General features: G+C 67.8%; 12 protein-coding genes. All 12 read right to left on the bottom strand.

What is annotated here, in order from left to right:
* Positions 1–2: 2 nt before the first annotated feature.
* The 12 genes from nuoK to MHN80_RS12670 all read right to left on the bottom strand — a co-directional run bounded on the left by nuoK (position 3) and on the right by MHN80_RS12670 (position 12284).
* Positions 3–302: an NADH-quinone oxidoreductase subunit NuoK gene (nuoK, locus tag MHN80_RS12725; RefSeq protein ID WP_004021549.1), complete on the bottom strand. Its 300-nt coding sequence runs from the start codon at positions 300–302 to the stop codon at positions 3–5.
* A complete protein-coding gene (locus tag MHN80_RS12720; RefSeq protein ID WP_101820686.1) occupies positions 299–1087 on the bottom strand; it encodes an NADH-quinone oxidoreductase subunit J in 789 nt (262 codons plus the stop codon). Before MHN80_RS12720 ends, nuoK begins: the two co-directional genes overlap by 4 nt.
* Positions 1084–1653: an NADH-quinone oxidoreductase subunit NuoI gene (gene nuoI, locus MHN80_RS12715; protein WP_004021551.1), complete on the bottom strand. Its 570-nt coding sequence runs from the start codon at positions 1651–1653 to the stop codon at positions 1084–1086. The genes MHN80_RS12720 and nuoI overlap by 4 nt, the downstream gene beginning before the upstream one ends.
* A complete protein-coding gene (nuoH, locus tag MHN80_RS12710; protein ID WP_004021552.1) occupies positions 1646–2923 on the bottom strand; it encodes an NADH-quinone oxidoreductase subunit NuoH in 1278 nt (425 codons plus the stop codon). Before nuoH ends, nuoI begins: the two co-directional genes overlap by 8 nt.
* Positions 2920–5346: an NADH-quinone oxidoreductase subunit G gene (locus MHN80_RS12705; protein WP_239402032.1), complete on the bottom strand. Its 2427-nt coding sequence runs from the start codon at positions 5344–5346 to the stop codon at positions 2920–2922. The genes nuoH and MHN80_RS12705 overlap by 4 nt, the downstream gene beginning before the upstream one ends.
* Positions 5343–7544, bottom strand: a complete 2202-nt coding sequence (gene nuoF / locus MHN80_RS12700; protein WP_239402030.1) for an NADH-quinone oxidoreductase subunit NuoF — start codon at positions 7542–7544, stop codon at positions 5343–5345. The genes MHN80_RS12705 and nuoF overlap by 4 nt, the downstream gene beginning before the upstream one ends.
* Entirely contained in the window at positions 7541–8854 is a 1314-nt protein-coding gene (gene nuoD, locus MHN80_RS12695; protein WP_239402028.1) for an NADH dehydrogenase (quinone) subunit D, read from the bottom strand. The genes nuoF and nuoD overlap by 4 nt, the downstream gene beginning before the upstream one ends.
* A complete protein-coding gene (locus MHN80_RS12690) occupies positions 8854–9561 on the bottom strand; it encodes an NADH-quinone oxidoreductase subunit C (protein WP_239402026.1) in 708 nt (235 codons plus the stop codon). The genes nuoD and MHN80_RS12690 overlap by 1 nt, the downstream gene beginning before the upstream one ends.
* On the bottom strand, positions 9558–10112 hold the full coding sequence (locus tag MHN80_RS12685; RefSeq protein WP_004021558.1) for an NADH-quinone oxidoreductase subunit B family protein: 555 nt from the start codon (positions 10110–10112) through the stop codon (positions 9558–9560). The genes MHN80_RS12690 and MHN80_RS12685 overlap by 4 nt, the downstream gene beginning before the upstream one ends.
* A gap of 39 nt (positions 10113–10151) precedes the next feature.
* Complete coding sequence (locus MHN80_RS12680) at positions 10152–10556, bottom strand: NADH-quinone oxidoreductase subunit A (RefSeq protein ID WP_004021559.1); 405 nt, start codon at positions 10554–10556, stop codon at positions 10152–10154.
* 160 nt (positions 10557–10716) lie between these two features.
* Entirely contained in the window at positions 10717–11124 is a 408-nt protein-coding gene (locus tag MHN80_RS12675; RefSeq protein ID WP_004021560.1) for a hypothetical protein, read from the bottom strand.
* An 83-nt stretch (positions 11125–11207) separates the two neighbouring features.
* A complete protein-coding gene (locus MHN80_RS12670) occupies positions 11208–12284 on the bottom strand; it encodes a D-alanine--D-alanine ligase family protein (RefSeq protein ID WP_239402024.1) in 1077 nt (358 codons plus the stop codon).
* Positions 12285–12346: the final 62 nt, after the last annotated feature.

Below are 12346 nucleotides of genomic sequence, written 5' to 3'. Positions count from 1 at the left end.
CTCTACCGCTTCAGCAGATCCGCGTCGTCGACCGACGCCGAGCGGCGTGATCGGAAGATGGTCATGATGATCGCCAGCCCGACCACCACTTCGGCGGCGGCGACGACCATCGTGAAGAAGGCGATCACCTGACCGTCGAACGACTGGTTCATCCGGGCGAAGGTGACGAAGGCGAGGTTCGCTGCGTTGAGCATGAGCTCGACACACATGAAGACGACGATCGCGTTGCGTCGCAGCAGCACTCCGGCCGCGCCGATGGTGAACAGCAGCGCCGAGAGGTAGAGGTAGTTCTCCGGGTTCACCGGTCGCTCCCCGAGTCCTCGGGGGGCCGAGTCCGGAGCGTCCGCGCGGCCAGGATGGCGTTCACCGACAGGTCCGACGGCGATCCGTCGGGAAGGCGTGCCGGCACGTCGACCGCGTTGTGACGCGCGTACACGCCGGGCGTCGGCAGCGGGGTCAGGTTGACCCCACTGCGGAACCGCGCCTGCGACAGCTCTTTCTGGGTGAGGCGTGGTCCGAAGCGCTCCCGGTGCGCGAGCACCATGGCACCGAGCGTGGCGGCGATGAGGAGGGCCCCCGTCAGTTCGAAGGCCCACAGGTAGCGGACGAAGATCAGCTCGGCGATGGCCTCGACACCGGAGTCGCTCTGCGCGGCCACGACTCCGGGATTCCGGGCGCCGGTGACCACTCCGACGGTGGCGCTGCCGATCCCGGCGATCAGCAGAATCCCGAAGCCGAGCCCGATGAGAGCTGCGGACACGCGCTGACCTCGTAGCGTCTCGCGCAACGAGTCGGAGGAGTCGACGCCGATCAGCATGATGACGAACAGGAACAGCATCATCACCGCACCGGTGTAGACGACCACCTGCACCACGCCGAGGAACAGCGCCCCCTGCGCGACGTAGAAGACGGCGAGCACGATCATCGTGGTGGCCAGGAAGATCGCGGAGTACACGGCTTTGGTGGCGAACACGACACCCAGTGCGCCGGCGACCGCGACCGCTCCGAGAATCCAGAACTGGATCGCCTCACCGGTGGAGGTGCGCACCACCTCGTCGGCGAGCCACAGCGTGCCCGCGGGGGTCATGGCCGTGTCTCCCGTGCGCTGCTGTCCCGCACAGTCGGATTCGGCAGGGTCACGCGACCGTCGGCAGTCACTTCGCCTCGGTAGTAGTTCTCCTCGGTGGAGCCCGGCGCCATCGCATGTGGCGGCGCGTCGACGCCGGGTTGCAGCGGGGCCAGGAGACGGTCCTTCTCGTAGATGAGGTCGGCGCGGTTGTCGTCGGCGAGTTCGTAGTCGTTCGTCATCGTGAGCGCCCTCGTGGGGCACGCCTCGATGCACAGTCCGCAGCCGATGCACCGCAGATAGTTGATCTGGTAGACGCGTCCATATCGTTCGCCGGGCGAGTAGCGCTCGTCGGGCGTGTTGTCGGCACCCTCCACGTAGATGGCGTCGGCCGGGCACGCCCACGCGCACAGCTCGCATCCGATGCACTTCTCGAGACCGTCGGGGTGCCGATTCAATTGGTGCCGACCGTGATACCGGGCGGCTGTGGGTCGCTTCTGCTCGGGGTACTGCTCGGTGATGGTCGGCTGGAACATGCCGCCGAAGGTGACGCGCAACCCGCTCACCGGTTTCAGGAAGTCAGGCATCGGTCGTCTCCCTCACGGTGCTGGGCATCGGCGGGACGGGGAAACCGCCGGCCATCGGGTCGAACTCGTCGGGTGCGGTCGGGTCTGCATACTCCTGCGGCGGGTCCGGGATGTCGGGAACGCGCATCAGGCGCCAGACCGCGTAGGCGATCAACCCGGTCACCACGAGTCCGGCGCCGGCGGAGACGAGCGCGCGGGTGAGGTCGGCGTCCTCACCGGCGAAGGCGGCGCGGATGATCGCGACGACCATCACCCAGGTGAGCGAGATGGGGATCAGGACCTTCCAACCCAGGTTCATGAACTGGTCGTACCGCAAGCGCGGCAGGCTGGTTCGGAGCCAGATGAAGACGAACAGGAATGCCCACACCTTCAACGTGAACCAGAGCACCGGCCACCATCCGGAATTCGCCCAGTCGAAGGTGCTCACCGGCCACGGCGCCTGCCACCCACCGAGGAACAGCGTGGTGGCCAGCGCGGAGACGGTGACCATGTTGATGTACTCGGCGAGCATGAACATCGCGAACTTCAGCGACGAGTACTCGGTGTGGAAGCCACCGACCAGCTCACCCTCCGCCTCGGGCAGATCGAAGGGCGCCCGGTTGGTCTCGCCGACCATCGAGATGGCGTAGATGACGAACGAGGGCAGCAGGAGCAGCACGTACCAGTGCCGCTCCTGCGCGGCGACGATTCCCGATGTCGACATCGTCGCGGCGTCGAGGAACACGGCGGCGAAGGTGAGGCCCATCGCGATCTCGTACGAGATCACCTGGGCGGTCGAGCGGAGTCCGCCGAGCAGCGGGTAGGTGGAGCCCGACGACCAGCCCGCCAGGACGATCCCGTAGACGCCCACCGACGTCACGGCCAGGACGTACAGCACCCCGACCGGGAGATCGGTGAGCTGCAACGGCGTCTGGTGACCGAACACCGACACCATCGGGCCGAACGGGATGACGGCGAAGGCCATCACCGCCGGGACGACTGCGATGATCGGCGCCAACAGATAGATCACCTTGTCGACGCCGGTGGGGATGATCCCTTCCTTGAGGGCGAGTTTGACGCCGTCGGCGAGGCTCTGGAGAACCCCTCTGGGGCCCACGCGGTTCGGCCCGATCCGGGTCTGCATGCGCGCCATGATCTTTCGCTCGAGCAGGATGGCGATGAGCGGATTGACCACGAGGAACACGAATACGGCCAGCGCTTTGGCGACGACGAGCCAGATCGGGTCGTGCCCGAAGTCGTCGAGTGTGGGGAAATCGGCGGCGATGCTCACGCGGCACCCCCTTCGGCGTCGTCGGTGATGTCGACCGGTGCCGGGGCCGGTGCGAGCGCCACGAGGTCACCCTCCTGCGCGCGGAGCGCGGCGTGGACGTGTGAGCCGCGTGAGAACAGCGGGAGCCACACGACCCGATCCGGCATGTCGGTGATCTCGACCGGCAGGACGATGGCGCCGTCGGCGGTGCTGACGCGGAGACGGTCGCCCGCACCGACACCGGCCTCGGCGGCGGTCGACGGCGCGAGCCGGGCCACCGGCGGGCGGGCGGTGCCGGCGAGGTGCGGTTCCCCGTCCTGCAACCGGCCGTCGTCGAGCAGTGTGTGCCATCCGGCCAGAACCGCTTGGCCGGCAGCGGGACTGGGTTGCGTCCGGTCGACAGCGTCGATGGTGGTTCGGCGGCCCGACCACGCGCCGATCCGCCGCAGGTCGATGTGGATGGTCGGTACGTCGGCGCATCGGAGGTCGGCACCCATCTGCCGGGCGATCGCGTCGATGATGCGGTGGTCGGGCAGATGGCCCGAATCCTTCAGCGCAGTGGTGAAGCTGCGCGGGCGGCCCTCCCAGTCGACGAAGGTGCCTTCTTTCTCCGCGACGGCGGCCACCGGGAAGACGACGTCCGCGGATCGGGCGACCGCGCTGAGGCGTTGCTCGAGGCTGACGATGAACGGCGCTGCCGCGAGGGCCTCGGTCGCCGCGGCCGGGTCGGGCAGGTCGTCGACGTCGACGCCGGCGACCATCAGCGCGAGTCCGTGATACCGCGCGGCGTCGATGATCCCGGCGGTGTCGCGTCCCGCCCGCGGGTCGAGATCGGTGCCCCAGACCGCGGATACCGCGGCACGAGCGGCATCGTCGGCGAGCGGCCGGCCGCCGGGCAGGAGGCCTGGCAACGCGCCCGCTTCGAGCGCGCCTCGTTCGCCGGCGCGCCGCGGAATCCAGGCGAGTCGGGCGCCGGAGCGGTCGGCCAGCTCGGTGGCCGCGAGCAGTGCTCCGGGCCGGGAGGCGAGCCGCTCGCCGACGAGGATGATCGAACCGGGTGCCTCGAGATGGGCGAGCACGGCGTCGGACCGCAGCACCCGGGCCTCGTCGCCCGGTACGACGGGGAACAGGGCGGCGTCGAGTTTGGTCGCTCCGCGACTCGCGAACGGCGCCACGGTCGCAATGCGTTGGCCTGCGGTGCGTACCGCACGGCGGAGGCGGAGGAAGACGATCGGCGACTCCTCCTCGGGTTCGAAGCCGGCGAGCAGCACCGCGGGGGCAGCGGACAGGTCGTCGTACGTGGTCGCGAGTCCGTGGCCGGCCACCCGGGCGGCGAGGAAGGCGGCCTCCTCGGTGCTGTGGCTGCGTACGCGGAAGTCGATGTCGTTCGTGTGCAGGACAGTTCGCGCAAACCGGGAGTACGCGTAGGCGTCCTCCACGGTCAACCGTCCGCCGGTGAGGACGCCGACGTTGCCGAGCGCAGCGGACAGCCCCTCCGCGGCGGCGCGCACGGCGTGCGCCCACGACACCTCGGTCAGCTCACCGTTCCGGTCGCGAACCAGGGGGGCGGTGATCCGCTCGGCCGAGGACGCGTAGGCGAACGCCCACCGTCCCTTGTCACAGTTCCACTCGGAGTTGACGTCGGGATCGTCACCGGCGAGGCGGCGCAACACCTTGCCACGACGGTGATCGGTGCGCTGGGCGCACCCGCTCGCGCAGTGCTCGCACACGCTCGGCGTCGACACCAGGTCGAAGGGGCGGGCGCGGAACCGGTACTGCGCCCCGGTCAGTGCACCCACCGGACAGATCTGGACGGTGTTGCCGGAGAAGTAGGAGTCGAACGGTTCGTCCGCGTAGATGCTGACCTGTTGCAGCGCACCGCGATCCGCGAGTTCGATGAGCGGATCGCCGGCGACCTCCGTGGCGAACCGCGTGCAACGGGCACACAGCACACAGCGTTCCCGGTCGAGCAGGACCTCCGACGACAGCGGGACCGGTTTGGTGAAAGTTCGCTTGACGCCGTCGAATCGCGATTCGGAACGTCCGGCCGACATGGCCTGGTTCTGCAGGGGGCACTCGCCGCCCTTGTCGCACACCGGGCAATCCAGGGGGTGGTTGATCAGGAGCAGCTCCATCACCCCGCGTTGCGCTCCCGCCGCGATCTGCGAGGTGAGCTGGGTGCGGACCACCATCCCCTCGGTCGCCACCGTCGTGCACGACGCGAGTGGCTTGCGCTGCCCCTCGACCTCGACGAGGCACTGGCGGCAGGCGCCGACCGGGTCGAGAAGCGGATGGTCGCAGAACCGCGGGATCGTGATCCCGATCTGTTCGGCGGCACGGATGACCAGGGTGCCCTTAGGCACTCGGACGGCACGGTCGTCGATGGTGATGCCCACCAGGTTGTCGGTCGTCGCAGTGGGGTCGCTGCCGTGGGTGAGTGTCATCGGACGCCTCCCGACCAGACGGTCGATCGTGAGTGGTCGAATGGGCATCCGTGGTCGAGGTGGGCCAGGTACTCGTCGCGGAAGTACTTCAACGACGACACGATCGGACTGCCCGCGCCGTCCCCGAGCGCGCAGAACGACTTCCCCACGATGCTGTTGGTGACGTCGGCGAGGGTGTCGAGGTCGGCGGCGGTTCCGCCCTCGTGTTCCAACCGGTGGAGCAGTTGCACCAGCCAGTACGTGCCTTCGCGACACGGGGTGCATTTGCCGCAGGACTCGTGTTCGTAGAACTCCGTCCATCGCAGGACTGCACCGACCACGCACGTCGTCTCGTCGAAGATCTGCAGGGCCTTGGTACCGAGCATCGAGCCGGCCGCCCCGACGCCCTCGTAGTCGAGCGGTACGTCGAGGTGCTCCGGCGTCAGGAGCGGCGTCGACGACCCGCCCGGAGTCCAGAACTTGAGCTCGTGTCCGGTGCGTACCCCGCCCGCACGATCGAGCAACTCGCGCAACGAAACCCCGAGCGGCGCCTCGTACTGCCCGGGGCGCGTGACATGACCCGACAGCGAGTACAGGGTGAACCCGGGCGACTTCTCGGTGCCCATGGACCGGAACCAGTCGACACCGTTGCGGATGATCGCCGGGACACTGGCGATCGACTCCACGTTGTTCACGACCGTCGGACTCGCGTACAACCCGGCGACCGCGGGGAAGGGCGGGCGCAGCCGCGGTTGTCCCCGGCGGCCCTCGAGCGAATCCAGCAGAGCGGTTTCCTCACCGCAGATGTAGGCGCCCGCGCCGGCATGGACGACCAGTTCGAGATCGAAGCCGGAACCCAGGATGTCGGTGCCGAGATAGCCTGCGGCGTAGGCCTCGTCGACGGCGGTGCGCAGTCGACGGAGAACCGAGGCGACTTCGCCGCGAACGTAGATGAACGCGTGGTGCGCCCGGATGGCGTACGCCGCGATGATCACGCCCTCGACGAGCGTGTGCGGCGACGCGAGCATCAACGGCATGTCCTTGCAGGTGCCGGGCTCGGACTCATCGGCGTTGACCACGAGGTAGTGCGGGACGGACGGGTCGGTCTGGGTGGGATCCTCCTGGGGAATGAACGACCATTTCATCCCCACCGGGAACCCCGCACCGCCGCGCCCGCGGAGACCGGAGGCCTTGATCGTCTCGATGATGTCGTCGGGAGGGGTTGTCAGTGCGGTCGACAACGCCCGATACCCGTTGTGGCGCCGGTGGTTGTCCAGGGTCCAGGATTCCGGCTCGTCCCAGTGGCGGGACAGGACCGGGGTCTCGGGGGGTTCGGGCTCGGGTGATGGTGGTTGCGAGGTGGTTTCGACTCGGCTCCTCGCTGCGCTCGGTGCCGGCTCAACCAGCGGAGAAGCGCTCCGGGACGGCTCAACCAGCGGAGAAGCGCTCCGGGATGGCTCAACCAGCGGAGAAGCGCTCCGGGATGGCTCAACCAGCGGAGAAGCGCTCCGGGACGGGTCGGCCAGCGGAGAAGGTGCCGGATCGACCAGCGGGGAGGCCGGGCCGGCGAGGTCGCGTTCGGTCTCGCGGAACGACCGTACGGGACCGGTGCCTCGAACCGGGGAGACCGCGACACCGGCGCGGAGGTCCTCGATGAGTTCGATCGTCGACTCCGGGGTCTGGTCGTCGAAGAACTCCCAGTTGACCATCACCACCGGCGCGAAGTCGCAGGCCGCATTGCACTCCACGTGTTCGACGGTGATTCGGCGATCGGCCGTCGTGTCTCCGGGTTCGATGCCGAGGTGGTCGCAGACCGACCGCAGGATCTCGTCGCCGCCGAGGGTCGCACACAGGGTGTTCGTGCAGACCCCCACCAGGTACTCGCCGGTGGGTGTGCGCCGGTACATCGAATAGAAGGTGGCGACCGAGGCCACCTGGGCAGGCGTCATATCCAGTTGTGCGGCGCAGAATTCGATGCCGGCGCGGGTCAGGCGGCCATCTTGGGCTTGCACCAGGTGCAGCAGCGGTAGCAGCGCCGATCGTGCGTGGGGATAGCGGCCGATGATCGTAAGCGCCTCGGCGGTCAGATGTTCGACGACCTCATCGGGGTAACCGGCCGGGCCGTCGAATGTGATCGGCGGGACCGGCATGTCGTGCGTGGGTCCCGTTCCCTCCGGTGGGGGTGCGGTGCTCAGGTCCACGAACACGGGATCGGTCATCGGTCCACGCCTCCCATCACGGGGTCGATGCTGGCCACCGCGGTGATGACGTCGGCCACCATCCCGCCTTCGCACATCGCCGCAACCGCTTGCAGATTCGTGAACGACGGGTCGCGGAAGTGGACGCGGTAGGGACGGGTGCCGCCGTCGCTGACCATGTGGACGCCGAGTTCCCCGCGCGGTGATTCGACGGCGACGTAGCACTGACCGGCCGGTACGCGCATCCCCTCGGTGACCAGTTTGAAGTGGTGGATGAGGGCCTCCATGGAGGTGCCCATGATCCGGGCGATGTGTTCGGGCGAGTTGCCCAGTCCGTCCGGTCCGAGCGCGAGGTCGGCCGGCCAGGCGAGTTTGCGGTCGGCGACCATCACCGGTCCGGGGCGGAGTCGTTCCAGACACTGTTCGACGATGCGGATCGACTCGCGCATCTCCCGCATGCGGATCAGGTAGCGGCCGTACGAATCGCACGTGTCCTCGGTGATGACGTCGAACTCGTAGGTCTCGTACCCGCAGTACGGTTCGGTCCGGCGCAGGTCGTGCGGGTACCCGGTCGACCGCAGCACCGGGCCGGTGATCCCGAGTGCCATGCAGCCGGTGAGGTCCAGATAACCGACGCCCTGGGTCCGGGCCTTCCAGATGTAGTTGTCGTTCAGCAGGTCGCCGAGTTCGTCGAGGCGACCGGGAAGCTGACGGATCACCTCGGCGACCCGGTCGACACCGTCGGCCGGGAGGTCCTGCGCGACGCCGCCGGGCCGGATGTAGGCGTGGTTCATCCGCAGGCCTGTGATGAGTTCGAACAGGTCGAGGATCATCTCCCGCTCGCGGAATCCGAGGAACATCGCCGTCACCGCGCCGAGTTCCATTCCGCCGGTTGCGAGTGCGACGAGATGGCTGGAGATCCGATTGAGCTCCATCAGCATCACCCGGATGACGGTGGCACGTTCCGGGATGTCGTCGGTGATCCCGAGGAGTTTCTCGACGCCGAGGCAGTAGGCGGTCTCGTTGAAGAACGGGGACAGGTAGTCCATCCGGGTGACGAACGTGACGCCCTGGGTCCAGTTGCGGTACTCCAGACTCTTCTCGATGCCGGTGTGCAGGTAGCCGATTCCGCACCGGGCCTCGGTGACGGTCTCGCCTTCGATCTCCAGGATCAGGCGCAGGACACCGTGCGTCGACGGATGTTGCGGACCCATGTTGACGACGATGCGTTCGTCCCCGGGTTGTTGCTCGGCACGGGTGCGGACGTCGGACACGATGGAATCCCAGTCCTGCCCGGACACGGTGTACGTGCGAGTGTTGGTGTCGGTCATCAGTTGTACGACCTCCTCCGGTCGGGCGGATCGACGCGGGTTCCCTTGTATTCCACCGGAACTCCGCCGAGCGGATAGTCCTTGCGCTGGGGGTGACCCTCCCAGTCGTCGGGCATCTCGATCCTGGTCAGCGATCGGTGTCCGTCGAAGACGATGCCGAAGAAGTCGTAGGTCTCGCGTTCGTGCCAGTCGTTGGTCGGGTAGATGTCGCAGATGCTCGGGATGTGCGGATCGGTGTCCGGGGCGGCGACCTCGAGCCGGACCCGTCGACCGTGCGTCAGCGACGCCATGGGATAGACGGCGTGGAGTTCACGGTCCGCGTCGCCGGGGTAGTGGACACCGTTGACCCCGAGGCAGAGCTCGAAACGTAGCGCCGGCGCATTACGGAGTGCAAGAGCGACGGTCGGGAGGTGCTCGCGTGCAACGTGGATGGTCATCTCGTCGCGGAAGATCACGACCTTTTCGATGGCCTCGTCGTGGCGCTCGCCCAATTCGCCGAGCAGGTGGTCGGCGATCTCGTCGAAGTAGCCGCCGTACGGGCGGGACGAGCTGGGCGGCAGTGTGACCGGGCGGATCAACCCGCCATATCCGGACGTGTCGCCGGTCCCGGGCGGGCCGAACAGGCCGTGGCGGACGCCGATCTGTTCGGCGTCAGGTGGTGGGGGTGCCGGGTTCTCGGGATCTTGGTGGCCCGCGGGCGTGGTCATCGGAGCAGCCCCTTCAGCTCGATCGTCGGGGTGGCTTGGAGCGCTGCGCGTTCGGCCGCCCAGATGGCCTCCTCGCGGTTGACTCCGAGCGGCATCTCCTGGATCTTCTCGTGCAGTTTGAGGATCGCGTGCAGGAGCATCTCCGGACGTGGTGGGCAACCCGGCAGATAGATGTCGACGGGGACCACGTGGTCGACGCCCTGGACGATCGCGTAATTGTTGAACATCCCGCCCGATGACGCGCAGACCCCCATGGCGAGAACCCATTTGGGTTCCGGCATCTGATCGTAGATCTGACGCAGGACGGGGGCCATCTTCTGGCTGACGCGACCGGCGACGATCATGAGGTCGGCCTGCCGGGGCGATGCCCGGAACGCCTCCATGCCGAAGCGGGCGAGATCGTAGCGTCCCGACGTGGTGGCCATCATCTCGATGGCGCAGCAGGCGAGGCCGAAGGTCGCCGGCCACAACGAACCCTTGCGCATGAACCCCGCCAGATCCTCGACAGTACTCAGCAGGAATCCGCTGGGGAGCCGTTCCTCGAGTCCCATGGGTGGCCTCCTTGTCGGGGTCGGATCGGTGAAAAGCTCTCAGTCCCAACTCAGTCCGCCGCGACGCCATTCGTAGGCGTAGGCGACGGACACGTTGACGATGAACAGGAGCATGGCCATGAGACCGAACCACCCGAGTGAGTCGAATGCGACAGCCCATGGGTAGAGGAACACGATCTCGATGTCGAAGATGATGAAGAGCATCGCGGTGAGGTAGTACTTGACCGGCACGCGCTGGATGGAGCCGGTTGCCACCGTGCCGCCCGCGGTGCGACGCGTCGGGTAGAGCAGGCTCTGTTCGACCGGCTCGATGCCGCACTCGTAGGGCTCGAGTTTGGCGCGGTTGTACCGTTTCGGGCCGATCGCGATGCCGATGAAGACGCTGAAAACGGCAAACGCCACGCCGATTGCCCCGAGGACCATGATCGGGACGTAGGCGTTCAAAGCGCGGACCCCTCCTCGCTTGTGGCGACCGGAGTGCACCTGTTCGGTGCGGCCGGCCCGGGTGTTCGTCCTATCCGCGCTGCCGGCCGATCTGGTCCGCCAGTACGAATGTGAGCTGCAACACAAGCCTAGGTGAGTGTGTGGCGCGAGTCACTGTTTTCTAGAGTTCGGCGTTTCCGATCATGTCGACGAACGCGCGTGGGAGGGCGATCGGGTCGACGGGCAGGACGGCCACGGCATCGGCGCGGGACCAGTCCGCGAGCCATCGGTCGTCGGCGCGCCCGAGGAGGACGAGCACCGGCGGAGCGGGGTCGAGTTCGTCCTTCATCTGCTTGGCCAAGCCCATGCCGCCGGCCGGGGTGGCCTCGCCGTCGGCGATCACGGCATCGACGACACCGGCGTCGAGCTGTGCGAACACCATTGGGGCCGTGGCGACCTCGATGTAGCTGACGGGTGGGATGCCGGGATCCGGGTGGCTGCCGATCGCACCGATGACCTGGGCGCGGGTCTGCGCGTCGTCGGAATAGACCAGCACCCGCAGGGCCCGCGCAGACTGGGAGTGGGTCACGGGTGTGATGCTACAACCCGCCACCCTCCGGATCTGTGGAAAACATGCGGGCGCCGCGCACCCGGCCGTCACGGATCGCGGGGTCAGTGCTCGGTGGAGAACCCCACGCGGCGTCGGTGCACCTCGAGTGCGAAGGTGACCAGCGAATCGATCAGTTCGGGGTAGGGAACGCCGGTCGCTTCCCACAGTTTGGGATACATCGACCCCGGGGTGAATCCCGGGATGGTGTTGACCTCGTTGAGCAGCCAGCCGCGGCCGGACTCCTCGTAGAAGAAGTCGACGCGGGCCATGCCGGAGCATCGCATCGCGGTGAACGTCTTCGCCGCGAGTTCGCGAACCTCGGCGGCCGCCGCGTCGGACACCGGGGCGGGGATGACCAGCTGGGCGGCACCGGTGACGTACTTGTCCTCGTAGTCGTAGAACTCGCTCCCCGGCTTGATCTCCCCCGGCACGGAGGTCTCGGGCGCGGTGTCGCCGAGAACGGCGACCTCGATCTCGCGCCCGGTCACGGCCTCTTCGATGATGACCACGTTGTCGTAGCGGAGCGCGAGATCCACCGCCGCGTCGAGTTCGGCCTCGTCGTGGGCCTTGGTGATGCCGACCGACGAGCCGAGGTTCGCGGGTTTGACGAAGACCGGAAGCCCCAGGGCGTCGATCGCCCGGCCGGTGATCGTCTCCGGGTCGTCGACGCCGTCGCGGAACTCGACCCAGCGGCACTGCGGGATGCCCGCCTGCTCGGCGACGATCTTCGCCATCGCCTTGTCCATGCAGACCGCCGACGACAGCACTCCCGCGCCCACGTACGGCAGCTTGAACAGCTCGAGCATCCCCTGGATGGTGCCGTCCTCGCCGTGCGGTCCGTGCAGAAGCGGAAGGACGACCGTGATGGCCTCGTCCGCGTGACCGCGCAGTTCGGTGAGCGGGTCGACGACGGTCCCGGCGACCTCGAGCGTGTCGGGGAGTGGCGTCCCGTCGGCGATGGCCGCGATCGCCTTGTCGTTGCGTAGCCAGGTCCCGTCCTTGGCGATGCCGATGGGGACCAGGTCGTACTTGTTCCGATCGGCCGCGGCCAGAACATGCGCGGCTGTGACCCGCGACACATCGTGCTCGGCGGAGACTCCACCAAAGAGGACCACCAGACGCAACAGCCGAGAAGACATGCCTGTCACGATACGGCCCCGTGCTCGTCGGCGGCTCAGCCGGCAGGGCAGGCCCGTCGGCT

Origin of the sequence: Gordonia sp. McavH-238-E (genome assembly GCF_022348225.1) — a bacterium.
GTDB classification, from domain to species: Bacteria; Actinomycetota; Actinomycetes; order Mycobacteriales; family Mycobacteriaceae; genus Gordonia; species Gordonia terrae.
The sequence above is the reverse complement of the archived record's forward strand: the minus strand, read 5'-3'. Positions and strand labels throughout refer to the sequence as shown.

Bases quoted from the DNA above. Each gene is read 5' to 3' on its own strand.
- MHN80_RS12720 (WP_101820686.1), bottom strand. From the start codon at position 1,087: ATGACCCCCGCGGGCACGCTGTGGCTCGCCGACGAGGTGGTGCGCACC.
- nuoI (WP_004021551.1), bottom strand. From the start codon at position 1,653: ATGCCTGACTTCCTGAAACCGGTGAGCGGGTTGCGCGTCACCTTCGGC.
- MHN80_RS12705 (WP_239402032.1), bottom strand. From the start codon at position 5,346: ATGACACTCACCCACGGCAGCGACCCCACTGCGACGACCGACAACCTG.
- nuoF (WP_239402030.1), bottom strand. From the start codon at position 7,544: ATGACCGATCCCGTGTTCGTGGACCTGAGCACCGCACCCCCACCGGAG.
- nuoD (WP_239402028.1), bottom strand. From the start codon at position 8,854: ATGACCGACACCAACACTCGCACGTACACCGTGTCCGGGCAGGACTGG.
- MHN80_RS12690 (WP_239402026.1), bottom strand. From the start codon at position 9,561: ATGACCACGCCCGCGGGCCACCAAGATCCCGAGAACCCGGCACCCCCA.
- MHN80_RS12685 (WP_004021558.1), bottom strand. From the start codon at position 10,112: ATGGGACTCGAGGAACGGCTCCCCAGCGGATTCCTGCTGAGTACTGTC.
- MHN80_RS12670 (WP_239402024.1), bottom strand. From the start codon at position 12,284: ATGTCTTCTCGGCTGTTGCGTCTGGTGGTCCTCTTTGGTGGAGTCTCC.